This is a genomic window from Deinococcus peraridilitoris DSM 19664 (assembly GCF_000317835.1).
In the GTDB taxonomy this organism is placed as follows: Bacteria; Deinococcota; Deinococci; order Deinococcales; family Deinococcaceae; genus Deinococcus_A; species Deinococcus_A peraridilitoris.
On the sequence record NC_019793.1, the window covers coordinates 1600259 to 1624992 of the forward strand.

Consider the following 24734-nt stretch of genomic DNA (forward strand, 5'->3'; position numbering starts at 1 on the left):
CCGGCAGATGTTCCCATGACACCCCCGTGCCGGACCGCTCAGCAGGGAAGCCTCAATTCAGGAACAGGGCCGTTCCTGCGCCGAAAGCCAGCTCCGCAGCGTGTCTTGCACCGCAGTCAGGAACTCACCCAGGCCCAACGGTTTCTCGACGTAACCGTCCGCTCCTGCTGAGAGACTCCGCTCAATATCCGTTGCAGCGGCAGAGGTGCTGAACACCACGACCGGTAACCCCACCAACTCGGGATCTCCCCGCAGTTCTCTCAGCACCTCGACGGCATTTCTCCGAGGCGTGTTGCCGTCCAGCAGCATCAGGTGTGGACGCGGCGCCCCCGCGAACGATCCTGCGCGACGCAGAAATGCCAGTGCCTGCTCGCCGTCGTCCACCACGTGCAGACACACTGCAGGAGCGAAGTCCGTCAACGCTTCGTGCACCAGCAGCACGTCCGCTTGATTGTCCTCGACCAGCAGCACGTCAAACATCCGCTTCACCATGGGAGATCGGCAGGGTGAAGTGAAAGGTGCTGCCCGCCCCCAGGCGTGACTCCACCCATAATTGACCGCCGTGGCGCTCCACGATCTGCTTGCAGATGGCCAGGCCCACCCCGGTGCCGTCGTACTGCTCGCGGCCATGCAGGCGCTGAAAGACCGTGAAGATGCGCTTGAAGTAACGCTCCTCGATTCCAATGCCGTTATCGCACACCTCAAAATGCTGAAAGCCACCCTGCCGCGCCGCACGGACATGCACGATCAGCGGCACGTCGGCATGGCGGAACTTGATGGCATTCCCAACGAGGTTCTGAAGCAGCTGACGAAACTGCACCGCGTCCACCCGAACGTGAGGCAACTCGTCCCAGCGGACGCACGCGCCACCCTGGCGGATCGCTTCCTGTAAGTCCTGAACGAGCAGCTCCATCACTTCATTGGCATTCACTTCGGACAACTGCTGATCTTCGGCGCGAAGGCGGGAAACTGTCAGCAGATCCTGCACCAGCTGACGCATGCGTTTCGCGGCGTCCACGGTGAAACGCATGAATTGCTCGGCGTTCTGGTCAAGCTGCCCGCCGTAACGCCGGGCGAGCAGCTCGGTGTAACTGGTGATCGTGCGCAACGGCTCTTGCAGATCATGCGACGCGACGTACGCGAACTGCTCCAGATCACGGTTGGAGCGCTCCAGCTCACGGGTACGCTGCGCGAGCTGCGCGACACTGCGCGCTCCTTCCAGGGCCAGCCCGAGGTGTCTCACGACACCCTCGAGGACTGCCTTGTCAGTGCTTGTCCAATGGCGCTGGTGAAACAGCGCCACTGCCAGTACCCCCACCGGCTTGCCCGTGACCATCACCGGCAGCACCGCGCTCGCCGCGAAGTGCTGCGTCACCTCAGCCAGGTTGTCAGTGCGGGTGTCGTAGTGATCCTGGTAATAAGGCTGACCGGTGGTCCATGGGGGAATGAAGTTTCGCGTGGTCTCGTAAGGAATCCCAGCCTCCACCGCCGCCTGCAAGGCGGAATTGCCAAACTCCCCGACGATCGCTCTCAAGCGCCAGACTGTTCCCTCCAATTCATAGTACGCAGCGTGGCCGTCGGGCAGCATGGACATGATGACTTCCTGCGCGCGGCGTACCAGGGCGAGCGGGTCGCTTTGCAACGTAAAGTCGCGGGTGAGGCTGGCAAAACCGTCCAGGGCCCGGGTGCGCGCCTCCAGCTCAGCGTTCTGAAGCGCGAGCCGGGTGGCCTGATGCGCGCGTTCCAGCGCCAGATTCAAGCTGCGCCCCACGGCCCGCACGACCGACCGGTCACGCTCGGACCACTGTGGGGTGTTCCTCAGGCCGATGAGGAGCATACCGGCGACGCCAGTGTTGATGATCAGTGGATACGCGGCCCCCGAGTCATACTGCTCGGTGATGTCCACCTGCTGCTGCGGATTCCAGCCATCGACGAAGACTTCCTGGCGGGCGCCCAGGGTGCGGGCGAACAGAGGCAAGTCCGAGGACACACCCGCGGTGATCCGGGCAACGATGTCCTCTCGCAGATCCTGCGTCCAGACGCGCGCTTTCCACAATTCACCCTCGGGCTCGTAGTAGGCAATGCTGGCGTCTGCAAAGCGGGCCTGCAGGACGGTCAGTGCCTCCCGCGCCAAGGCGAGCGGGTCTGTTTGCGTCCCGACCGCTTCGGCGTACGACACGAAGGCGTCCAGCGAGGCCTTCTGTGCTTCCAGCGCCTGAGTGCGCAGCTCGACGCGTTCTTCGAGGGTGCTGTTGAGGGCGCGCACCTCGGCTTCGGCCCGTTTGAGGTCCGTGATGTCTCCGACGATGCCGAGCATATGGTGCGGCTGGCCCTCCTGGTCGCTGAGCGTCCGCGCCCTCGTCCAGATCCAGCGCTCCTCCCCGTCCGCGCGGCGCACCCGGCACTCCACTTCCCAGGGTTCCCCGAGTTCCTGCGCCCGGCGGAACTGCAAGTCGACCTCCGCGCGGTCTGGTGGAACCACATGTTCCAGAAACGTCTCGTACGTCCACGTCGGATGCCCTTGCGGATACCCGAAGATTTCGTCATGCCTCAGGGAACGCCAGGAGGAGTGGTCGCGCAAGTCCAGCTCCCAGTCACCCAGCCCGGCGGCGTCAAGCGCGAAACGCAATCGGGCTCGGCTGTCATGGACGGCCTGTTCGGCTTGCTTGCGTTCGTGGATGTCAGTGATCCCACCCACCCACCCACGCAAGGCGCCCGTCAGGGCGTCATGCACGGGTTGTGCCTGAATGAGCATCCAGCGGTACTCGCCGTCTGCGCCCAGCAAACGCGCTTCATACGAGTAAGGTTCACTCTTCTGAATGCGTCTGGCGCGTTCGTCAAGGCTTCTTTCCCGGTCGTTCGGGTGAAAGAAGTCGATCCATCTCTCCAGGGCGCAGAGAAGAGACGCTCCGGTGTATTCTTCCCAGCGCTGATTGACCTGCTCTACCTTACCCTCGGCATTGACAGTAAAGACGATCTGCGGCACGTGATCGAGCAGCTCGCGGTAACGTTCCCCGCTACGCTGGAGATTCTCGTGCAGTCGGGCGTTCTCGAGCGCCAGCGCAGCGCGTTGCGCGAGCTCGGAAGCCAGCTTCAGGTCCTCCTGGCCGTAGGTACGCTCCGGTTGGGTGGTGGCCAGCATCAGCACCCCGATCCGTTGACCCTGGGCCGTCATGGGCACCACGATCAACGAGTGGAAACCCATCTCCCGCACCGCAGCTCGCTGCTCTTCGTCCCTGAGGGCGTCAATCATCGCGGGTGGCACGACGGGAATCAGCACGGACTCCCCTGTCCGCATCACCCACGCACCCGTGCCGTACACTTGCGGATCGGACGGGAAGCGGCTGAGGAACGTCCGGAGCAACTCGACTTTTCGAGGATCCTCGTGCGCGACGGCGACCGGCTGCATGCGTCCGCGCCCGTCAGCCTGATGCACCGCGCACCAGTCGGCCCCGTGCTGAAGGGCGAGGGAAGTAATGCGGCTCAGGGTCTCCTGAACATCGAGAGAGCTTGACAGCGCCGCGCTCGCTTCGGAAAGCAGGGTGGCCCGCTCGCGTGCCTGATATTCTGCGTCATACAGCCGGGCACGCTCCAGCGCGAACGCACACTGCTCGACCAGCGACAGCATGAACGCCTGTTGCTGAGGAGCGATGGCCAATTCGTCTGTAAAGCAAAGCGTGAGGCCTGAGAGGACCTGGTCACCGGACAGCAGGGGAAGTGCCGCGACTGCCCGGGTTTCGGGCTTCAGCAGTGGTGAGAGGTCCGGGTACTGCGTCTTGACTTCACTTCGGGTGGCGAACACCGGACGTCTGGTTTTGATGGCGTGCACGACGGGAAAGTTGCTGTTGGCAGGAAACCGCTGCCACTTCAGCTCAACGGTATCGTCGTACCCGACGTTGCCGACCATGTACAGCGTCTGCTCGTCGAGCACTTTGATGAGCGTGCCTCCGTACGCTCCGGTGGCGCGCACCGTCTGCTGCAGTACCACGCGTTTCACGTCACCCGCCGTGACGGCTTTCGAAAGCGCGGTCGTGACGTCCTGCAACTGCCGTGCCTGGGTTTCCCGCATGTGCAAGTCTCGCCGCAGGCGCTCGCGCTGGGTGTGGTCTTCCACGCTGGCGGCCAGTCCGACAATGCCATGTTGCGCGTCCCGTACCGCCTGAATGCTGACCACCCGGTGAAAGACTTCTCCGGGTGCGTGGGGCAGTTCGAGGTCGAAGGCCAGCCCGTTGCGGGCAACTCCATCCTGAAGGGTCTGCCGGTACGCTTCTGATACAAATGCGGGCAGCGACGGAAGCACCTCGGTGACTTTGCGTCCGAGGTGGTCCGCCATGGGCTGGCCGGTCATTTCTGCCAGCGCCTCATTCAGGCGCACGAAGCGCAGCTCCCGATCGTACAGCGCAAATCCGATGGAGGCTTGCTGGAACAGGTTCTCCATCAGCACGGCATTCGTGATGAGCGCGTCGAGCGTGGAGGCGTATTGCGGTGAGGACACCCATTGAGTGTAGTGTGTTCGACTGCAGGGTGGGATGTGGCAAAGCGCGACTTTCTCCCAAAGGACCTGACACTCCCAAAGGACCTGGAGTGCCTCAAGTTCACCTTGCACCCTGTCCGGACGCAGGGTTTGATGGATCGAACGTACGAGCCACCAGGACGTGCGTGCCCACATTGGCGCAGCTGCTCCCTCGGGCGGCCGTGGCCGGGCGTTCTGATGGCAGGCCTGCTGGACGGGGGTTGTGGGTGCTGACGCGCCATTCCCGATCCAGGCAGCCTGAAAGAAGGCTTCCTCGCGGGGTGCGGCCATCAAGTTGAGCACCGGCCCGAACGATCACCTTGATCTGGCGGCCTCCACTCCCGTGTTTCCAGGATCAGACCGTCGGGTACCCCGTCAAGGTCTTGCGCGAGGCACGCCAGGGGCGCCTTGCCGGAGCACCTGGTGTGCGCGGGTCGCACGCGTGAGTCCCACTGTCCACACCAAAGCGAACAGCGCGCCTGCGACGACATCGGTTACGTGATGCACGCCGGCATACACGCGCGACCACATCATCATCACCACCACCACGGCCCCAATCGCCACCGCAACTGATCGCGCTTTCGTGGGCCACACCACGGCGCACAACACGACAACCAGCGCGGTCAGGACCATGACATGCCCGCTGGGGAACGATCCGTCCGGCTCACTGACCAGCGAGTCGCCTGCCGGGCGTGGGCGGTCAAACACGAATCGCAATGTGACGCCGATCAAGGCTGTACCCAGCATGCTGCTCAGCAGCAACCAGGCCAATCGGGGCTGCAGGCGGTAGAGCGCGATGGTCGTCACCAGTCCGAGTGCCATCATTCCCCAGACGCCCCCGATCACGTGGAGCGCCACGGCCAACACATCACGTGTGGAAGTCCGCTGGGAACGGATCCACTGCTGAAGAGGCTGCTCGAAAGCAAAGCCGTCCGCGCCCGAGAAGTGCGCTGCCACGAAGGCAAGGACACCAAGCGGAATGAACGCGAGGAGGAAAGAAAGCAGCAACGTGTTTCCGTACGTGCGGAGAAAAGCGTGGAGTGACGCTGGAAGTCGTATGTCGGTCATGTCACCTGGGGTGCTCATCATACGGGAGTGCTGTCGTTCAAGTGGGTCACAGGACGGAATTGGGCGAGATGACCGCTGGGCTCGGTCACGCCAGGGGGTGCATAAACAAGGAGACCAGGTTGAGCACTGCCTGCCATCAGCTTGCCCGAGTCGACGCTTGCCAGACCCGACATCTCAGTACCCCACAACTCGGAGTGGGTAACGTCCAGAAGGGCGATTTGATCGCGGCATAAACGCAAAAAGAGCGGCATCAAGGGAGTGTGTCGCTCCAAGAAGCCGCTCTGACTGATCCTACCAAGCTCGGCGAGGTGTTCAAACACCATTTGCCCTTTCTGCGCCGAGACACCCTGCAACGCCTCGCCGACGTCGTCACCGCTCTGATCCAAGCGCGTTCGACCAAGCACGCTCGGCTCGCACTTCATCTGCCCGGACACGCCAGCAGTTCAGTCAAGCTGCGCCGCGTCGAGCGCTGCCTACACGACCCTCAGCTCGATCAGGACGTTTTTTGAAGCTGCTCTTGCCGCTCCTCCCTGATGACAAGCTCGTCATGACGATGGACCGTACGAACTGGGAGTACGGCGAAGCCGACTTGAACGTCCTTGTGCTCGGCGTGGTGCTTGAAGGCTTCACATTACCGCTGGTGTGGACGGCCCTGCCCCATGGGGGCAGCAGCGACACCAGGACACGCGAGCGTCTGGTCGCTCGACTGCTGAAGGTGCTGCCTGCGAAGCAATGGCGCGTTCTGGTCGCTGATCGAGAGTTCGTGGGGCGGGAGTGGTTTGCCTTTCTCAGGCGTCGGGGTGTGAAACGCTGTTTGCGCATTCGAGGCGACAGCCGCGTGGATGATTTGCGGCTCGATGAGGGATGGGCGTACGTCGAGCCGGGACAGGTGGTCGGCCTGCTGGAGAAAGCCAATATCTACGGTCAGGTCATGCAACTGGTGGTGACGCGCACGCCCGAGGGTGAACTGCTCGCCCTGGCCACCGACCTGAAAATCGACGAGACCAGAGGCGTGTACCACTTGAGGTGGTCGGTAGAAAGCACCTTCAGCGCGCAGAAATCGAGGGGGTTCGACCTTGAGGCGAGTGCGATGACCAAACCCGCTCGGTTGGAGCGGCTGGTCGGCGTAGTGACGCTGGCGATGGCTTGGTGCTTGCGGATCGGTACATGGTGCCACGAGCAGCGGCCCATCAAGCGCAAAAAGCACGGACGCCGGGCGGTGAGTCTCGTCAAGTACGGCTTGGAACGCCTTGCTGCCGCTTTGCGCTGGGGAACGAGTGATCGAACCATCCTCCTGAGCCTCGTCATGCAACCTTTTCCCGCTCCAATACAGCACTCAGCTCAAGATGTGGGGTACTGAGACCCGACATGGCTGAAGAAGGGCGTCTTTCTCGACAGGCCGCAAGTGTGGGTCGTGACGCTTGGACCATGCGGTAGCGTCGTGTCATGAGCCCTCTTCGTGTCGGCCTCTCCGTCGCCGCCGGCCTGCTCCTCGCGCCGATCATTTCCTTGGCGCTGGCAACTGTCCTGAGCATCGGCTTCCATGCCATCGGCCTGAAAGTCCCGAATTTCGTTCCGTTCCTGCTTTCCTGGGTGATTCTCACATTTCTGCTCTGGCAACTCCTGAAAAGACCAGCATCTCCTGCTCAACCCAGTGACCGTGGGCAACGCACCTCGCAGGTCATCTTGTGGGTCTTCGCTGTGACCTGGCTCATCGGGATGGGTTTCTTGGCCCTGGTGATGGGTACACTGGCGACGGACAGCGGCACGAGCGAGGCAAGACAGGCAGGAGCAGTCATCATTGCAGTTGGCCTACTGATCGCCGTAACGCCTCCGCTCGTAATGACGTTTCTTTCCATGAGACGGCGCAAGCACGGCTGAACACTTTCGGGTCCATTCCGCGAACTGCTGGTATTGAAGATCGAGAGTGAAGCGTCCGCTCGGAATGGAGGCAGCAGATACCGAGAGGCGCCCGACCGGTACCAACTGGGATTCCGATGTACATCACCGAGCAGGATGCCCTTCACGTTGTAAACACGTATGCGAGAACAACGGGTTCCTCGTTCCAACTCGGGCTAACTCGTGCAGGAGCCCCAGGGTGGTGTTCGCTTCAGAGTTTCCAGAAGAGAACCACCTTGCCGGGCAGAGATCGAGCATGGAGAGGGCATGTTGGCCTCAGATGACGCTGCGTGCGACGACCGGATCACTCAGCACCTGACCCGGCAGTCGAGCCTGCCCTCACCTCCACCCTTGACACAACCAAAAACCCTTGATACCTTCTATAGGCGCAAAGGCGGATGCCCAAGCGAAACAACCCACGCACCCGTAGCTCAGCTGGATAGAGCGTCTGACTACGGATCAGAAGGCCAGGAGTTCGAATCTCTTCGGGTGCACCAACAAAATCCCCACCTAGTGGGGGTTTTCTCTTTCGTATCTGGCCTACGATTCGCCCGCGTGCCTTGTTCGTGCCTTACGGGCGTTGAGTCATCTCCAACTTCTGAAGTTGCAAGCCGCAAGGGGCCTGCAACTTCAGGAAGGGTCCGACTTTGTTATATGGTTAGAGCGCCTCGTTCGCAATGAGGAGGTCAGGGGTTCGAATCCCCTCAGCTCCACCAATGAAACCTCGTCCCAGACGAGGTTTTGTTTTTTGATCTTTAACAATTCGTAACTCGCACGAAAGTGTCAGTCAAATTGTCAGTGCAAGGGCATCGGACAAAGCCCAGGCGCACCAGGCTTCGCATGCAATCTCACAACAGGACCGAGCGCGACGCACCATCAAGCTGCCCCCTCTTGCGCGCGAAACCATAACTTCCGGGTTCAGCCCCGAAAGCGCCTTGAGGCAGGGGCACGACACCTCTGATCGTTAGGCTTCGTGCCCGAAATGCCCAATGGCGCGTCCCATCGCAAGCCTCCACAGCGCAGGGCTGGCCGAGCGGGTGGAGAACCGACGGCCCGCGCGGTGAGCAGCCGTCGCTTCGAGGATCAGCTGATCCCATCCGCCTTCGACCCCGAAGGTTTGCCGGGCGTCGCGTCGATGATCACCACCGACGGGTCATCCTCACGGCGCAGGTCACGCAGCACCTCCTGCACCTTACGAATCTCGGAGGCGTCGAGGCACAGCACCACCTTGATGCTCTTCTGAGCGTCGCCAGCCCTCTCGTACACGTCCGTCTGGTGCTTGAGGTTCTTCTTGAAGCTGCTGCTCGAGCCGAGCTTGAACTCCACGATGGTCTTGTCTGCCGCACCGCGCGACACCACGAAGTCCGCGGGGCCGCGCCCATTATTCACCTCACGGTTCACGTCGAACGGCGAGCCCAGCCACGTTAGCCGGAACATGACCTGGATGTCGTCCTCCTTGACGTTGCGCTGCCCGTCCTTGAAGAAGATGCGGTACCCGTCCTTGTCCTCGATCACGGACTTCAGGTACGCCACGCGCTGCATGGCCTCCTCGTACGAGTTCGCGCCGATCTTGTTCGGCAGCGATGGGATCGCGTAGAAGCCCGTCTCGACGAGCTTCGCGACGATCTCCTGGATCGAGAGGATGAACTGGTCCTCGACCCCGCGGACCCGCTCGGCGCTCTGCGCGACGGCGCCCTCGCCCTCCAGTTCCTTGAACTTGATGTACTCGTCGAGGATCTGCGGGTACTTCTCCAGCAGCGTGGCGGCGACGTCGTTCATCTCGGACTTACCGATCGCCCGTCTCGCTCTGAGGGCCTCAATCAGCAGTTCGCCGAGGGCGTGACGGAGCTGCGAGTTGGGGATGGCAACGGCGATGTCGAGGAAGCGGTCCATCATGTCCGTCCGGTTGATCCATGTGTCGTCGCGCGTCAGGATCGCCTTCGGCGTGAGCAGCACGTAGTCTCCCTTGTAGACGGGCAGTGTGTAGCGACCACGCTTCCAAGCCCGGCGGTCGTAGTCGAACTCGACCTTGTCGATGGTGAACGTCCTGCGCAGCGAGACCTTGACGTGCTTGAGGGCGAACGCCTGCGTGTACTCCAGCAGGTATTTCTTGACGAGGTTGACGGTGAAGTCGCTGATCAGGTCTCGTCCGACACCGTCCTTGATTAGCGCGAACTTCTCGACATGCGGGGAGTCGGAAATACCCTCCTCGCCGAAGTTCTTGAGGGGACCTCGCATGCTGTGGATCATGGCGCGCGCGAAGGTCTTGCCGAGGCCGCTACCGCCGTTGCCGGTCTTGCTGAACCCCAGCCAGTTCTGCTTGACCTCCGGGAAGTAGAACAGACGCTCAATGACTGGCGTTGGGAGGGACTGGACGCGGTTGACGAGGTCGCGGAGGAACACCACGTACTTGATGACCTCGGAGTGCAGGTCGTTGAGCTCCGGCTGATCGCTCTCGAACAGCAGGAAGGGGTCCACGAACATCGGGAGGTCGTTAATCAGAGAGATGTTCAACGCGCCGTACGTCTCCAGCGCGTCGGGATCGACCTTGAAGTGGTCGCTGAAGTAGATGTCGACGCCCATGCCCTCCCATGAGAGCACATGCGTTCGCGGCACGCGGGCGAAAACGCGCCGAAGCGGACGACAGGGTGGGCACGTTGCCTGTGATGCTTCGCGGCAACCCGTACGCCCTTGACCGACTCGGCCACCTTACCGGGCGATGGACCCTGCATCTGACTTCAGTGCGGCAAAGGCGCCATGGTGCACCTCAGCACGAAGCCCGCCACGAACTCCGCACCCAGCGCGGACGCTCAGACCGTCGCGTTTAGGTCGTCGACAGCGGTGGCGAGGGCGCGCGCCACGTTGGTGGCAACGGCGTGACCAACGGGCGTGCGAACGAAAAGGTTAGGGTGGAGAGCGTTCCTACTCTTCCGGATGTCATGGGGCGTGCAGGCTCCAATACCGACCGTGAGAAAGCCGTTGGCGGTGCACCAGTCAATGAGGCCTTGGAGCTTCAGGCTACGTGCCTTGGGCGCGCGCTTGGCTACCGCCGTCTCTCGGAGAATCCCTTCGAAGATGCCACCGATGAGCGTGCACTGTGTGAGCGGCACTCTGGGGCACACCATTTCGTACTCGTCGGCGTAGAACTCGACAGCGGGCAGGTACGTGACACCCGTGCGCGTGGCACCGTTCGCCTTCCAGTTAGCCACTGCAGTTGCCACGGTCACGCACGGCGGCACAGGCCTGACGAACAGCCTCTTCAGCGGCCCGAGGAGTTCGAGGGTGGCCTCGGGCGTCGGTAGCGTGTGAAGTCGACCAGGGACGACGCCAGGGACGTCGCGGAGCTGGTACACGACGTCGCCAAGCACGAGCAGGGCGAGGGGAGCACCGAGCACCTCGGCGAGCCGGACGGGCTGTCGTGATTCGACGTTGTCTCCCTGGCGGCGCGTCCGTACTTCGAGCACGGCGAGCACCCCACCTTGGAAGAGCAGCACGGCGTCCGCGCGCAGCGTCGTCCGGCCCACCTCAATGGCGAATCCGAGGACGAGCTCCCAACCCAACTCGCGCAAGGTCCGGTAGACAGGATGGTCGGGAATCATGCGGTCGTCACGTTCTCTCATGTCGGGGTCAGTGTATGCCGCGCCCGCCATGAAGAGACCTGAAGTTGCCGCCCCAGGTGAGGCTCGCCTCGGGACCCATACGCACGACCGCGTGCGTCGACGCCGTTATCGAGGGGCCCCCTCCAAGCCGGACAACCTTCTGATCCGAGAATTCGCCTCTCGATTCAGTTGGGTGGCCACCTCACGCAGCAAGGCCGCCTCGACGAAAAGGCCTACTCCTCTCGCAAAGTCCTTCCGTTTCAATGGGCTATGTTTCGCAACACGGCGGAGGAAGGCTGCTATCCGGCGTAGCTATCGAAGTCGTGCCGGACCATCACGGCCGGCCTGACTTCGGGAATGGGCGCGGCTGTCGTGCCTCCACGCGCTTGATGGCACCCCCGTCACTCGTGACAACACCATGCACGTCTTCGAAAGCATCCGGCGTCGAGAACGACGAGTGGCTCACGTTCTTGCCATTCCGTTAAAATGCTGAGCTAGTCTGCGAGTAATGTTCGCACAGAATCGCTTCGAACCGTGCAGGCCGTCGCATGGTTCCTGAACCCGGTCAGCTTGTAGAGGTTCGCCGACGCCGCTGGATCGTCGGGGACGTGCGCGCGGCCTCCCTCGACACTGGGAACCTCTCGTATCTCGTTCGCGTCACGTCGGTAGACGAGGACGGCCCGCGCGACGAACTCGACGTCGTTTGGGACCTGGAGCCCGGCGCGAGGGTGCTGGAGCGGGCGGGGCTGCCCAAGCCCGCGGCAGCCGACGCCGCCGAGGACTTGGACGCCTTTCTCGACGCTGTGCGCTGGGGCGCCGCCACGAATGCCGACCGCGCGTTGCTCCAAGCGCCGTTCCGCAGCGGCGCGACAATCGAAGACTTCCAACTCGACCCCGTCGCGCGGGCCGTCGACATGGCCCGCGTCAACTTGTTGATCGCCGACGACGTGGGCCTTGGCAAGACCATCGAGGCGGGCTTGGTAGTGCAGGAACTGCTGCTGAGACACCGCGCGCGAACCGTGCTGATCGTCGTGCCCGCCTCGCTGCAGGTGAAGTGGCAAACCGAAATGCGCGAGAAGTTCGGCCTGGAGTTTCGCATCGTCGACACCGCCTACCTGCACGACTTCCGCCGGCGCCGCGGCATCCACGCGAACCCCTGGACGTCGTACCCGCGCTTGATCACGTCGATGGACTGGGCGAAGAGCGGCGAAGGACTGCGTCTCATCGACGACGTGTTGCCGCCGCACACGACGTACCCCCGGCGGTTCGACGTCCTGATCGTCGACGAAGCCCACAACGTGGCGCCGGCCGCGAGCGACAACTACGCGGTCGACAGCCAGCGGACCCGATTGATCCGCAAGCTCGCGCCGCACTTCGAGCACAAACTTTTTTTGAGCGCGACCCCGCACAACGGGTACCAGCAGTCCTTCACGTCCTTGCTCGAACTCCTGGACGACCGGCGCTTCTCACGCTCGGTTCAGCCGGACCCGAAGCAACTGCAGCAGGTGATGGTGCGCCGCCTCAAAAGCGAACTCGTGGACTCGGAAGGACGACCGCTCTATCCTCGCCGGGAGTTGCGCGCACTCGACGTCGAATACGACGCCGAGGAACGCGAAGTTCACGGTGTCCTGTCCGAGTACGCGAAGTCCCGGCTCGAAACCTCGAGCGGCACGCGGCACGAGTACGCCACCAGCTTCGTGCTCAAGCTGCTCAAAAAACGCCTCTTCTCCTCGCCGCGCGCCTTCGCCAGGACCCTTGCCGCACACCGCACCAGCCTGGAAGGAACACGGGAGCGCCGCGAACACGGCGATCTCGACGACCGCGTCCTGCGCAGGGCCCTCCTCCTCGCCGAGGAGGACCAAGCCGACGACGTCGAAGCCGAGCGTCTCCAGGACGAGGCGACGCACGCGGCGAGCGCCGTGGCGACCCTGCTCACCTCCGAGCAGAAGTCGTTGCTGCAACGCTTGACCTCGTGGGCGGAACGTGCCAAGAACAGGCCCGACGCCAAAGCCCGCGCCGTGCTGGCTTGGCTACGACGGGAAGTTCGCCCCGAAGGCGAATGGAGCGATCGTCGCGTGATCATCTTCACCGAGTACCGCGACACCATGACCTGGCTGGAGGAAATCCTCGCCGCGAACGGGTACGCGGGCGAACGGCTCGCGAAGTTGCACGGTGGTCTGCCGCACGACGAGCGTGAGGTCGTCAAGGCATCCTTTCAGGCTGACCCGTCGGTGTCGCCCGTGCGAATATTGCTGGCGACCGATGCGGCTTCAGAAGGCATCGACCTGCAGAACCATTGCGACACCCTGCTCCACCTCGAGATCCCTTGGAACCCGAACGTCATGGAGCAACGCAACGGGCGCGTCGACCGCCACGGTCAGCGGTCTCCCACGGTGTCGATTTGGCACCCGGTCGGGAAGCGAACCGCGGGTGCGAGCGACACCCGCGAGGTCGACGACTCGGAATTCTTGATGCGAGCTGCCACAAAGGTCGACGCGATCCGGCAGGACCTCGGAAGCGTCGGTCCCGTGCTCGCACGTCGGATCGAAGACGCCATGCTCGGTCGTGCGCGCAGCCTCGACACCAGCGACGCCGAGCGGAAAGCGGACGTGGCCCGCGGTTCGCTCGCGGTCGAACGCCGACTGCGCGACCGGGTCGCCGACCTGCACGCGCGCCTGATGGAAGCGCGCGAGGAATTCGGCTTGGAACCGGCACGCGTCGCGCGTGCCGTGAAGCTCGCACTCCGGCTCGACCATCAATTGCCGCTCGTGCCGGTCTCCTTGCCCGGTGCACCGGATGGCACGGTCTTCGACGTCCCCGTCGCGACCGGATCATGGGGTCGCGCGAGCGCCGGGTTGGAACACCCGTTCACCAACGTGCGTCGCTCCATCACGTTCGACTACCAAGTCGCCAAAGGACGCGATGACGTCGTCCTGGCCCACCTCGAACACAACCTCGTGCAACTCGCGCTCCGCCTGCTGCGCGCGGAAGTGTGGTCTCTCGAGGAAAACAAGCGGCTGCACCGTGTCACCGTCCGTTCCGTTCCCGACGAGTTGCTCCCCGTGCCGGTCGTCGGCGTGTGGTCCAGGCTGGTCGTCACGGGCGGCGACCACCGCCGACTCCACGAAGAGCTGACCTTCGCCGGCGGGGAGCTGGGGCACGACCGCTTCGTACGCATCCCGCAGGTGCTCCGCATGCGCGAACTTGAGCGGGCGTCCTCGCCAGGAAAGGTGAACGAGGGGCTGTTCCACGCGCTGGCCGATCGCTTCGGGCGTCACGAAACGTCGATCCTGGCGGCAGTGGAGGCTCGGACGCGCGACCGCATGGCGACGCTCGTCAACACCCTGGAACGCCGGGCGAAAGCGGAGGCCGAGGACGTCGAGCGCGTGCTCGACGATCTGGAAGCCGCGCTGCGCCGCGAGATCGAACACGAGGAGCCGATTCAACCCATGCTGTTCTCCCCACCCGAAGCCGAGCAGCTCAAACGAGACCGTGCCGCGCTGCGCGAACGCCTGCGGCGGATTCCCGAGGAGCGCGCCCGAGAACTCGAAGCGACCCGGCAGCGGCATGCCGATCCCACCCCCCGCACCTTCCCGGTCGCGGTGGTCTTTCTGGTTCCCGACTCCACACTGCGGGGGCGTGCCTGATGAGACTCTTCTCCGAAACGGACTCCACCCTCGACTGGCTCTCCCTGGTCGACGTCGCCGGCGCCTGGTTCGCGCCCGACGTCCTCGGCGCGGAATTCCAGCAAGGTCTCGACACCCTCGACCCCGGGACGCGACGCCGCGTCCACGAGGCCTGGAGGGAGTGGCGGGAGGCCGTCGTCGACGAGGACCCGCTGCTCGCCGGCCTGCATCGGGAGTGGGTCAAGATCGTGCTCGACGAGGTCCTGTCGTACGGACCCCCTCTGCTGACGCCCGTCGACCCGGAGGGGAACACGTTCGTCCATGTCGTCCCGGAGTCGGGGGAAGCGCTGCGTCCGACCTTCGTGGTAGGACGTGCCGACAACGCGCCGAAGCTGCTGGTCGTCGTCCACGATCCCAACACGCCCCTCGACAAGCCGCTCGCGCGGGCGCGCGGCACCTCCTCGCCGCTCGAACGCACGGTGACGCTGTGCCGCGGCCTGGGGGTCCGTTCGGCGATCGTGACGAACGGCGAACGCTGGGCCTTCGTGGACGCGCCGCTCGGATCGGTGTCCGGCCACGTCTCGTGGTACGCCCGTTACTGGTGGCAAGAAGCCGTGACCTTGCGCGCCTTCCACTCCCTGCTGAACGCGCGTCGCCTCTTCGGCCGAGACGAGGGCACTCCGTGGGCCTTGCTGGACCGCTCGGCCGAGTACCGCGAGGAAGTCACGTCCACCCTCGGCCAGCAGGTCGAGCGCGCCGTCGAAGTGCTCGTGCACTCCATCGACCGCGCGAACCGCGACAAGGGGGACGCGCTGCTGCACGACGTTTCCCCCACCGAACTGTACGAAGCCGGCCTCACGGTGATGATGCGGCTCGTCGTCCTGCTGTGCGCGGAGGAGCGCGGCCTGCTTCTCCTCGGCGATCCCACCTGGGACGAAAGCTACGCCGTGTCGACGTTGCGCGGCCAACTCGACGAGGCCGCCGATCGTGACGGCCCCGCGGTCCTGGAGCGGCGTCACGACGCTTGGAGCCGCCTGCTGGCGACCTTTCGGGCGGTGTACGGCGGCGTCGAGCACGAATCCTTGCGTCTCCCGGCGCTCGGCGGTTCGCTGTTCGACCCGGACCGCTTCCCGTTCCTCGAAGGCCGCACCAAGGACACGAGCTGGCGCGACAAGGGCGCCGAGCCTCTCCCGATCGACAACAGGACCGTGCTGCTGCTGCTCTCGGCATTGCAGAAACTCGAGCGCGGCGACGGGGCGCAAGTGCTCTCGTACCGCGCTCTCGACGTGGAACAGATCGGCCACGTCTACGAAGGGTTGCTGGAACGCACGGTCACGCGCCTCCCGGAGCCGACGCTCGGCCTCGAAGGATCGGCCAAGTTCCGCAATCCTTCGGTGAAGCTCGCCGAACTCGAATCCGCCCAGCTCGACGGAACGGCCAAGCTCGTCGACTTCCTGGTCAAGAAGACCGGCCGCGCCAAGCCCGGCTTGACGAAGGCGCTTGCCAAGGAAGTCGGGGACACCGACCGTGCCCGCCTGTTGCAAGCGTGCGAAGGAGACCGCGCCCTGCTGGAACGCGTCCTGCCCTTCGCGCGCCTGCTGCGGCTCGACGCGTGGGGGGAGCCGATCGTGTACCCTGCCGGCGCCTTCGCCGTGACCTCGGGAGACGAACGGGGCACGACCGGCGCGCACTACACGCCGAAGGCGCTGACCGAACGAGTGGTCGCGACCACGCTCACGCCACTCGCGTACCATGGTCCAGCTCAAGGGCTGCCACGCGAGGACTGGCGGCTCAAGACGCCAGGAGAGCTGCTCGACCTCAAGGTGTGCGATCCGGCGATGGGCTCGGGCGCTTTCCTGGTGCAAGTCTGTCGTTGGCTCGGCGATCGAGTGGTCGAGAGTTGGGCGAACGCCGAAGCCGGCGGGAAGGTGGTCGACGCCTTCGGTGAGGTCCGAGAGACCTCCGAGGGCGTGGAGCCACTCTCGAACGACGCGGAGGAGCGCCTGCTGCTCGCTCGTCGCCTCGTCGCCGAGCGCTGCGTGTACGGCGTGGACATCAATCCGTTCGCCGTCGAACTCGCCAAGTTGTCGTTGTGGCTCGTGACGCTCGCGAAAGGCCGGCCCTTCGGCTTCCTCGACCACAACCTTCGCCACGGAGACAGCCTGCTCGGCCTGCACGCATTGAGGCAACTCACGGAACTCGCCATGACGCCCACTGGGAAGCAGCTCCTGTTCGCAGGGGACGTCGAACGTGCCGTGAAGGCAGCCGTCTCGGCGCGAAGTCGGCTGCGCGACACCCCGATCCTCGACATCCAGGACGTCGAGAAGATGGCGAAACTCGATGCCGAGGCGCGCTCCGTCCTCGAACGTCCACACCTAGCCGCCGACGCCATGATCGGTGAGGCGCTGCGCCACGCGGCCGCTCCTCAACGCCTGGAACCCGCCCTGATTGTGCTAGCGAACGAGGTCGGAGGTATGCTGAAAGGTGACCATGCGGGAGAGGCGGCCGTTGCAGCGCGCGCGCGCGCGGCTCTCTCGACGGATGTGCCGACCCGAAAGCGTCGGCACAGACCGTTCCACTGGCCGCTCGAGTTTCCCGAGGTGTTCGTCCGCGGCAATGCCGGCTTCGACGCTTTCGTCGGTAATCCTCCTTTCCTCGGTGGACAAAAGATTACGAGCGCTATGGGAGCGGCGTTCCGTGACTACCTGGTGAGCTTCCATGCCGACGGCAACAAGGGGTCGGCCGACCTTGTGGCCTACTTCTTTCTGTCGTGTCATGACCTTCTCCGCGAAGCGGGCTACCTGGGCTTGATCGCCGTGAACACCATTGCCGAAGGCGCTACACGAGAAATCGGATTGGCGCGACTAACGTCAGAGGAAGCAGTCATCTTCGAGGCACATCCGAACGAGTCCTGGCCTGGCAAAGCTGCAGTCGTGACTAGCCGAGTTCACATCACGAAAGGTGACTGGGGAGGCAAGAAGATCCTTCTCGACCGCGACGTTCAGCTAATTTCAGCTTTCCTGACCGACCAAGCCGACAAAAAGGCACTGCCCCTGAAATCGAATGAGGGCAAGTCGTTCCAAGGCTCTATCACCCTGGGGCAGGGCTTCGTCCTTGAGCCACACGTTGCAAGTCGACTACTCGAGACGGCAGAGAATCGTGAAGTGCTATTCCCGTACCTTATTGGAGACGATCTTACAACTCATCCGCAGCAACACGCATCCCGATGGGTCATTAACTTCTGGGATTGGCCCCTTTCACGTGGTGCTGAAGGAGTTTGGGTAAGTGCCGACGAGGTCCAAAGGCGAAACTGGTTAAAGGTGGGAACCGTGCCGTCAGACTTTCCAGGGCACGCAGCTGAGGATTATCCCAGCGTTCTAACTATCGTAGAAAGGGACGTCAAGCCTGACCGTCAGCGGAAAGATGAGAATGGCAGATTTTTACAGAGAGAGGCCCGAGCCCTACGGTGGTGGCAGCATGCAGAGAAAGCAACGGGCTTGTACCATTCGATTGGACGGGGCGCGAACTTTTGGAGCCACCCCCGTGATTGGAGCCAGCAAAAACCTGCACCCGCTGAAGTAATTTGTTTCGCGACCGGAGCCACCAAGTATCCGTCGTTCGAGTTCTGTTCCAACTATCAAGTCTTTGCTAACACACTAGGAATAATCACGCTGTTCGACAACGACAGCTACGCGATCCTGAACTCGTCGATCCACGGGGTTTGGGCGTGGAAGTACGGTTCGCGGATGAAGCGAGACCTTCGCTACACGCCGACCGACTGCTTCGAGACTTTCCCATTTCCCTCTAAGGACAACGAGTTGCATGCCCTCGGTGCGGCTCTGCGGGCAGCTAGGAAGCGAGGTCACGCCTCATTCGACGTCGGCTTGACGGACCTCTACAACATGTTCCACGATCCCGAAGTCGAGGACGAAGCCATCCTTGAGCTGCGACGCGTCCACCGTCTCGTGGACGAGCGACTCGCAGCCCTGTACGGCTTCGATTTCGACCTCGAACACGGTTTCCACGACGTTCCCTTCCTGCCCCCCGAAGACCGGAGGCGCTTCACTGTCTCGGAGGCGGCTCGCCTCGAGGTCCTGCGTCGCCTCGCGGACCTCAATCAGGAGCGCTACGACGAAGAGCAGGCCGAAGCGGAGATCCCCGTGAAGCCCACCAAGCCGGGGACGCGAGTCTCGAAGGGTACGTCGACCGACCGACAACCGAGCCTCCTGGATTCCGCGCCGACGAAGAGGAGTGATTCCGCATGACGAACGAGGTACGGCGCCGGCGAGGCGCTCCCGAAGAGCGACCGCCGCGAATTCCCAACGCGTGGTTGATCGGCCGCAACGATTGGACGCGGCTCGATGTCCACACGCTGGTCCTCCCGGGCGACAAGGAGCGGTGGCGCGACCTGGAGGAGGGCGACGCGGTGCTCGTCGCGGAGGAGCACGGTGGAGAGTGGCGCGCCGTGCACGTGGGGGGCATCTTCCGCGTACGCTCCACCGCTTCCGAAACGACCTACTACTTCGACGTGACTCGCGCGATCGACGGAGAACCTTCGCTGGAGTCGCTGAGCCTCGGCGGTCACGATCCCCGCCTCCTCGCCTCGCGCCTCGGCTGGACGGCGTTCGAGGCCGCGATCCGGGCAAGCCTCGGGATGGGCTACGCGGAGTTGCCGACCAGTCGCGACCAAGCGTACCTGCGCGAGCTGCTGAGGCTTGCCGTCGTCGACGACCTGCTCGGGCCCGCGGACGGACCGCACGAGGAAATCGTCGAGATGAGCGTGCGCGACCGCTACCTGGTCGGGAAGCTCGCTCCGGTGGACACGACGGCGAACCCGATTCTATCGAACGAGGACGACCAGGACGAGGAGCCGGAAGATTTACGCCCGCGCGAAGGTGTGGCGGCGGACCCGGGTCAGGAGCTGGGGGGAGCGTCGGGTCGCACGAGTCCCGAGGACGACGTCGCCGAACTCGACGCGTCGCGCAACGCGTCGATCGTGCCGTCTTCGTTCGGCATGACCTTCTGTCTGGATGCCGGTACCACGCACGTCGAAGTCGAAGCGACATGGGGCCGCTACGAACGCCGCGAAAGCGAGCGGCACGTGAACGAGCGGACCGAAAAGCCGTTGCGTGCCTGGAAGCGGCGGCCGTCGGGCGGTAAGTTCGCGTTGCACCTCGCCGGAGACGTCGTCGAGCCCGTCGCGCCCGACCCCGCCTGCCCGTCGGTCGTCGTCCGCGGACGCGTGCGACTCCATCCGAACGGCCGGGATCGGCTCGTGACGCTGTTCCTGGTGAACACCCAACGGACTCCGGACGCGAACGTGGACGCCGCGTGGCTCTTTCAGCCCGAACTGGTCGTCCGCGACCTCGGCAGAGTCGGCTCCTTCCGGCGCCGTCCGCCCCTCGAGCCGGACGGAAGCGATCCGGAGCGCGAGGCGCTCGCGATGCTGTACCGCGAGCAAGTCGAGTTCGCGGTGGGTCACGGCGTCGCCGTCGCGGCGCGCGTCGCTCCCGGCGATCCTGAGCGAGCCACGGAAGTCCGGACAGGGGTGATGCCCAGCTACGAAGTGCCCATCACGGAAACGCCTCCCCAGGACGACCTGCCGAGCGACTTCCTCGACATGCGGCGCCTCGCGGCGATGGACCGCAACGCGCTGACCTCCGGGCTGGACGCCTTCGTCGCGTCGTACTCGAGCTGGATCGAAGCCCAGCGCGCGAAGGTGGGTCACGGCGTCGACGGCTGGGACGACACGGCGAAGGAGGCGCTGAAGCGCTGCGAACACGTGCGCGACCGTTTGCAGGTGGGCGTGGACGTACTTCGGGGAGACGACGAAGCGCTCGCAGCGTTCCGCTTCGCGAACCTCGCGATGGCCGACCAGCGAGTCCGGTCCATCTACTCGCTTCGGCGTCGTCGCGGCGAGACGCTCTCGCCGAGCGACGTCGACACCCCGGGCAACCACTCGTGGCGCGCCTTTCAGCTCGCGTTCGTGCTGCTCGGCATTCCCTCGCTCGCCGATCCGGCGCACAAGGACCGCACCGACCCGGTGGAGGGCGAGGCGGACTTGCTCTGGTTTCCGACGGGCGGCGGCAAGACCGAGGCGTACCTGGGCGTGGCGGCCTTCGCGATGGCGATGCGCCGTCTCCGCCCCGACCTCGGTGGCCTCGACGCGTCTCGCGGCCTCGCCGTGGTCATGCGGTACACGCTGCGCCTGCTGACGATGCAGCAGTTCCAGCGCGCGAGCGCGCTGTTGTGCGCGATGGAGCAGTTGCGTACGGCGGCACCCGACGTGTGGGGGCGGTCGCCGTTCCGGATCGGCTTGTGGGTCGGGCAGAAGAGCACGCCCAACACGGTCGCGGAAGCGCACGAGGCAATCAAGGCGGAAAAGGAGGGCAAGCGCCCGCGCAGCGCGAGCCCGGCGCAGCTCACGACCTGTCCGTGGTGCGGATCGACGATCGAGCCGAAGCGCGACGTCGTGGTGGACCGCGAGCGGGGCCTCACGCACCTTTACTGCCCCAACGTCGCCGACGCCTGCCCGTTTTCCGACACCCGTGGGGACGGGCTCCCGGTCGTGGTGGTCGACGAGGAGCTGTACCACCGGCCCCCGACCATGCTGATCGCCACGGTCGACAAGTTCGCGCTGATGGCGTGGAAGGGCGAGGTGAGGACCTTGTTCGGCCGGGTCGAACGCGAGTGCCCTCGGCACGGCCTGCTCTGGCCCGACTCGGACTGCACCGGCAATCATCCCGCGAAAGGCAGCCTCCCGAAGACGACGGTCCGGAACGTTCGAGCGATTCGGCCGCCCGACTTGATCATCCAGGACGAGTTCCACCTGATCTCGGGACCGTTGGGAACCATGGTCGGCTTGTACGAAACGGCGGTGGACGCGCTGTGCTCGTGGAAACTCGACGACGGGACGACCGTTCGGCCCAAGGTCATCGCGTCGACCGCGACGGTGCGCAAGGCGGCCGAGCAGGTCAACGGGGTGTTCCTACGGTGCGTGGCCGTCTTTCCCCCACACGGTCTCGACGTCGGGGACAACTTCTTCTCGAAGCAGACCCCGACCGACGAGAAGCCGGGGAGGCTCTACCTGGGCGTATGCGCGCCCGGCTCGTCCAAGCCCGCGATGCTCATCCGCGTGTACGTCGCTCTCCTCACCGGAGCCCAGGCGCTCTTCGAACGTTTCGGAGACGCCGCCGATCCCTACATGACGCTCGTGGGATACTTCAACGCGCTGCGCGAGCTGGGCGGCATGAAGCGCCTTTCCGAGGACGACGTGCAGACCCGTTCGTTCCGCGTCCAGATGAGCCAGATCGCTCGCCCGGGGCTCGCGCAGCGCTCCGTGCGCGAAGTCGTCGAGCTCACGTCGCGCGTGTCGAACCGGGACATCCCGCTCACGCTGGACCGACTGGAGACGAAGCACAAGCGGGCGTGGTCGAAAGGCGAGGCGCGCGCCGTGGACGTCGTGCTCGCCACGAACATGCTGTCGGTGGGGGTCGACGTGAACCGCCTCGGGGTGATGGCCGTCAACGGGCAACCGAAGACGACCGCCGAGTACATCCAGGCGACGAGCCGCGTCGGCCGCTCGTTTCCCGGACTGGTCGTCACCGTGCTGTCCTGGTCGCGTCCGCGCGACCTCTCGCACTACGAGTCGTTCGAGCACTACCACGCGACGTTCTATCAGCACGTGGAAGCGCAGAGTGTCACACCGTTCGCTCCGCGCGCGCTCGACCGCGGCCTCACCGGCACGCTCGTGAGCTTGGTGCGCCTGGACGACGCGGGCCTCAATCCCAACGAAGGCGCGGCGGTGCTGGGCGGCGGGCCGAGCCCCGAACCCGCGGCGGCCACGTCGATCGTCGAGCGCCGCGCCGGCCTCGTGACAGGCAGGAGCGCCGCCGGAGACGACGCGCGCGACATGGCCCGCGCGCGCTTCGACCGCTGGATCCGCGAAGCGTCGCGTCCCGGTCGCGTGCTGGGCTACCAGGAAGGCGGCGGCACGGTCGCCCCGCTGTTGCAGGCTCCGGGTGCCTCACCCTGGGCCGAGTTCACGGTGCCGATGTCGATGCGTGAGGTCGAGCCGGGAGTACGCCTTGTGATGGACAAGTCCGCGATGTCCGACGGTCCCGCTTGGCGGGCCGCGCCCGCCGAGCACGAAGGAGTCGAATCATGAGCAAACCCACCACCGCGCCCGTCGGGACCGTCCGCCCGAGTCAGCTCCTGTGGACGTACGGCCCAGGCGCACTCGTCGACCTGCCCAACCTCTCGGTCGTGACCATGGGGCTCGACCTGTGGCGGGAGAGCCTGTGCGAAGTCTTGGACGAACCACGTTTGCTCGCCGCGGTGCGCCGGTCGCTGGGACCGCAGGTGGAGCGGCTGCGCAAACCTCCCGTGGCCGAGGACGACGCCGACCCCTTCTCCGCCGAGGCGCATCAAGGGGTGCCCGTCCGGCCGTTCCCACGTTGGCTGCGCTGCGTCCGCTGCGGCCTGCTCGCCGAGTACGACTCCGGCCTGTTCGACCTCGACCCGGACCCGTTCCGACCGGAGCGGACCTCGTTCGTCCACACGAACTGCGACAAGGGCAAGAAGAGCGACGCGGTACCCGCCCGGTTTCTGCTCGCCTGCGGTCATGGGCACCTCGACGACTTCCCTTGGCACTGGTTCGTCCACGGCGGGCCCTCGGCCTGTCGAGGAACCCTGAGGTTCTTCGAACGCGGCGCGTCCTTGCAGACCGAGAACCTGTGGGTGCGCTGCGACGAGTGCGAATCCGCGAAGTCCCTGGCCCACGCGTTCGGCGAAGAAGGCCGCCGCGCGCTTCCCGCCTGTCGGGGGCGGCACCCTCACCTCGATCGCTACGACAGCGACTGCGAGGCCAGGCCGCGCGCGGTGGTGCTCGGCGCGACCAACGCCTGGTTCCCCGTGACGCTCTCGGCCCTCGCCATCCCACTCGCCGAGGACAGGCTCGGCCAGTTCGTGCAGGACGCCTGGGAAGACCTCAAGGAAGCGGACGACGTCGGCGAGCTCAAGGGAGTGCTGAAGACGTTGCGCAAGCGAGGACGCTACCCGGTGCTCGACGAGGTGACGCCCGAAGACGTCTGGTCTGCCATGGAGCGCGAGCGGTCGGGCGCCGGCGGTGCCGAACCGGACGGCGTGACGGAAAGCGACATGAAGCGGCCCGAGTGGACCGTGCTCACGAGCCCCTCGTCGTCGTCCGCATGGCCCCACTTTCTCAGCGAGCGGGTCGCGGTGCCCGCCGGGTTCGAGGCTTTCCTGTCGGAAGTGTCGCTGGTGAAGCGGCTGCGCGAAGTGAACGCGCTCCTCGGGTTCTCGCGCATCGACTCGCCCGAAGAGATCCGCGACATCAGCGCGCACGAACGGATCGCCTCGCTCACCGCCGACCCGCCCCGCTGGGTCCCCGCGTCCGAGGTACACGGAGAGGGGGTCTTCCTGAGGTTCGACGAGCGCACGTTGCGCGCCTGGGAAGGGTGGTCCGCCGTCGGCGAGCGCGACGAACGCTTGCGACGCGGGCATCGCGGCTGGCGCACGAGCCGCGAGCTTCCCCCGGAAGCTAACTACCCGGGCGTCCGCTTCGCGATGCTGCATACGCTGTCGCACCTGCTGATCCGCGAGTTCGCGCTGGAGTGTGGGTACGGAGCCGCCAGTATCCGCGAGCGCATCTACGCCGAGGACGACCCGAGCGACCCGATGGCGGGCATCTTGCTCTACACCGCCGCCCCCGACTCGGACGGGACGCTGGGTGGCCTGGTGGAGCTCGGCAAACCGGAGAACCTCGGCCGGATCATGATCCAGGCGCTTCGACGAGCGAGGATCTGTTCCTCGGATCCTTTGTGCTCCGAACACGACCCGGGTCAGGACCGTTCGTTGCACGCCGCGGCCTGCCATGCGTGCAACTTCGTGGCAGAAACGTCGTGCGAGCGAGGCAATCGCTACCTGGACCGGGCGCTGCTCGTTCCCACGTTCGAATGCTCGACGGCGGCCTTCTTCGGGAGCCTGTGACGTGCCGGCGCCCGCCGC

General features: G+C 64.8%; 12 protein-coding genes and 1 tRNA gene. 8 read left to right on the forward strand and 5 right to left on the reverse strand.

Annotated elements, in window-relative coordinates; translation table 11 throughout:
• Positions 1–57: 57 nt before the first annotated feature.
• The 3 genes from DEIPE_RS07920 to DEIPE_RS07930 form a co-directional block, all read right to left on the reverse strand.
• Positions 58–480, reverse strand: coding sequence for a response regulator (locus tag DEIPE_RS07920; RefSeq protein WP_015235467.1), 423 nt, complete (start codon positions 478–480; stop codon positions 58–60).
• A complete protein-coding gene (locus tag DEIPE_RS22115) occupies positions 473–4495 on the reverse strand; it encodes a PAS domain S-box protein (protein WP_052326659.1) in 4023 nt (1340 codons plus the stop codon). The genes DEIPE_RS07920 and DEIPE_RS22115 overlap by 8 nt, the downstream gene beginning before the upstream one ends.
• A 393-nt stretch (positions 4496–4888) precedes the next feature.
• Complete coding sequence (locus DEIPE_RS07930; RefSeq protein WP_041231298.1) at positions 4889–5581, reverse strand: phosphatase PAP2 family protein; 693 nt, start codon at positions 5579–5581, stop codon at positions 4889–4891.
• A gap of 260 nt (positions 5582–5841) precedes the next feature.
• On the opposite strand from DEIPE_RS07930, the gene DEIPE_RS24875 reads away from it, so the two are divergent.
• The 4 genes from DEIPE_RS24875 to DEIPE_RS07945 all read left to right on the forward strand — a co-directional run bounded on the left by DEIPE_RS24875 (position 5842) and on the right by DEIPE_RS07945 (position 7977).
• Positions 5842–6090, forward strand: coding sequence for a hypothetical protein (locus DEIPE_RS24875; RefSeq protein WP_245557607.1), 249 nt, complete (start codon positions 5842–5844; stop codon positions 6088–6090).
• Positions 6087–6941, forward strand: a complete 855-nt coding sequence (locus tag DEIPE_RS07935; RefSeq protein WP_245557608.1) for an IS4 family transposase — start codon at positions 6087–6089, stop codon at positions 6939–6941. The genes DEIPE_RS24875 and DEIPE_RS07935 overlap by 4 nt, the downstream gene beginning before the upstream one ends.
• A gap of 86 nt (positions 6942–7027) precedes the next feature.
• Entirely contained in the window at positions 7028–7462 is a 435-nt protein-coding gene (locus DEIPE_RS07940; RefSeq protein WP_015235470.1) for a DUF6541 family protein, read from the forward strand.
• A gap of 438 nt (positions 7463–7900) precedes the next feature.
• Positions 7901–7977: transfer RNA gene (locus DEIPE_RS07945), tRNA-Arg, on the forward strand.
• 586 nt (positions 7978–8563) lie between these two features.
• Here the strand turns inward: DEIPE_RS07945 and DEIPE_RS07950 are convergent.
• Complete coding sequence (locus tag DEIPE_RS07950; protein ID WP_015235471.1) at positions 8564–10063, reverse strand: hypothetical protein; 1500 nt, start codon at positions 10061–10063, stop codon at positions 8564–8566.
• A 227-nt stretch (positions 10064–10290) separates the two neighbouring features.
• Positions 10291–11100 carry a hypothetical protein gene (locus tag DEIPE_RS07955; RefSeq protein ID WP_157448802.1) on the reverse strand — a complete coding sequence of 270 codons (810 nt, stop codon included), beginning with the start codon at positions 11098–11100 and terminating at the stop codon, positions 10291–10293.
• A gap of 527 nt (positions 11101–11627) precedes the next feature.
• Between DEIPE_RS07955 and drmD the strand changes: the two genes are divergently transcribed.
• The 4 genes from drmD to drmB are packed head-to-tail and all read left to right on the forward strand — an operon-like array spanning position 11628 to position 24716.
• Entirely contained in the window at positions 11628–14726 is a 3099-nt protein-coding gene (gene drmD / locus DEIPE_RS07960) for a DISARM system SNF2-like helicase DrmD (protein WP_015235473.1), read from the forward strand.
• Complete coding sequence (locus DEIPE_RS07965; RefSeq protein WP_015235474.1) at positions 14726–18970, forward strand: Eco57I restriction-modification methylase domain-containing protein; 4245 nt, start codon at positions 14726–14728, stop codon at positions 18968–18970. The genes drmD and DEIPE_RS07965 overlap by 1 nt, the downstream gene beginning before the upstream one ends.
• Positions 18967–22872, forward strand: coding sequence for a DISARM system helicase DrmA (drmA, locus tag DEIPE_RS07970; protein WP_015235475.1), 3906 nt, complete (start codon positions 18967–18969; stop codon positions 22870–22872). Before DEIPE_RS07965 ends, drmA begins: the two co-directional genes overlap by 4 nt.
• Positions 22869–24716: a DUF1998 domain-containing protein gene (gene drmB / locus DEIPE_RS07975; protein ID WP_015235476.1), complete on the forward strand. Its 1848-nt coding sequence runs from the start codon at positions 22869–22871 to the stop codon at positions 24714–24716. The genes drmA and drmB overlap by 4 nt, the downstream gene beginning before the upstream one ends.
• Positions 24717–24734: the final 18 nt, after the last annotated feature.

Excerpts from the sequence above, each read along its gene's own strand:
- DEIPE_RS07920 (WP_015235467.1), bottom strand. The coding sequence starts at position 480 with ATGTTTGACGTGCTGCTGGTCGAGGACAATCAAGCGGACGTGCTGCTG.
- DEIPE_RS07930 (WP_041231298.1), bottom strand. The coding sequence starts at position 5,581 with ATGACCGACATACGACTTCCAGCGTCACTCCACGCTTTTCTCCGCACG.
- DEIPE_RS07940 (WP_015235470.1), top strand. The coding sequence starts at position 7,028 with ATGAGCCCTCTTCGTGTCGGCCTCTCCGTCGCCGCCGGCCTGCTCCTC.
- DEIPE_RS07950 (WP_015235471.1), bottom strand. The coding sequence starts at position 10,063 with ATGGGCGTCGACATCTACTTCAGCGACCACTTCAAGGTCGATCCCGAC.
- DEIPE_RS07955 (WP_157448802.1), bottom strand. The coding sequence starts at position 11,100 with ATGAGAGAACGTGACGACCGCATGATTCCCGACCATCCTGTCTACCGG.
- drmD (WP_015235473.1), top strand. The coding sequence starts at position 11,628 with ATGGTTCCTGAACCCGGTCAGCTTGTAGAGGTTCGCCGACGCCGCTGG.
- DEIPE_RS07965 (WP_015235474.1), top strand. The coding sequence starts at position 14,726 with ATGAGACTCTTCTCCGAAACGGACTCCACCCTCGACTGGCTCTCCCTG.
- drmA (WP_015235475.1), top strand. The coding sequence starts at position 18,967 with ATGACGAACGAGGTACGGCGCCGGCGAGGCGCTCCCGAAGAGCGACCG.
- drmB (WP_015235476.1), top strand. The coding sequence starts at position 22,869 with ATGAGCAAACCCACCACCGCGCCCGTCGGGACCGTCCGCCCGAGTCAG.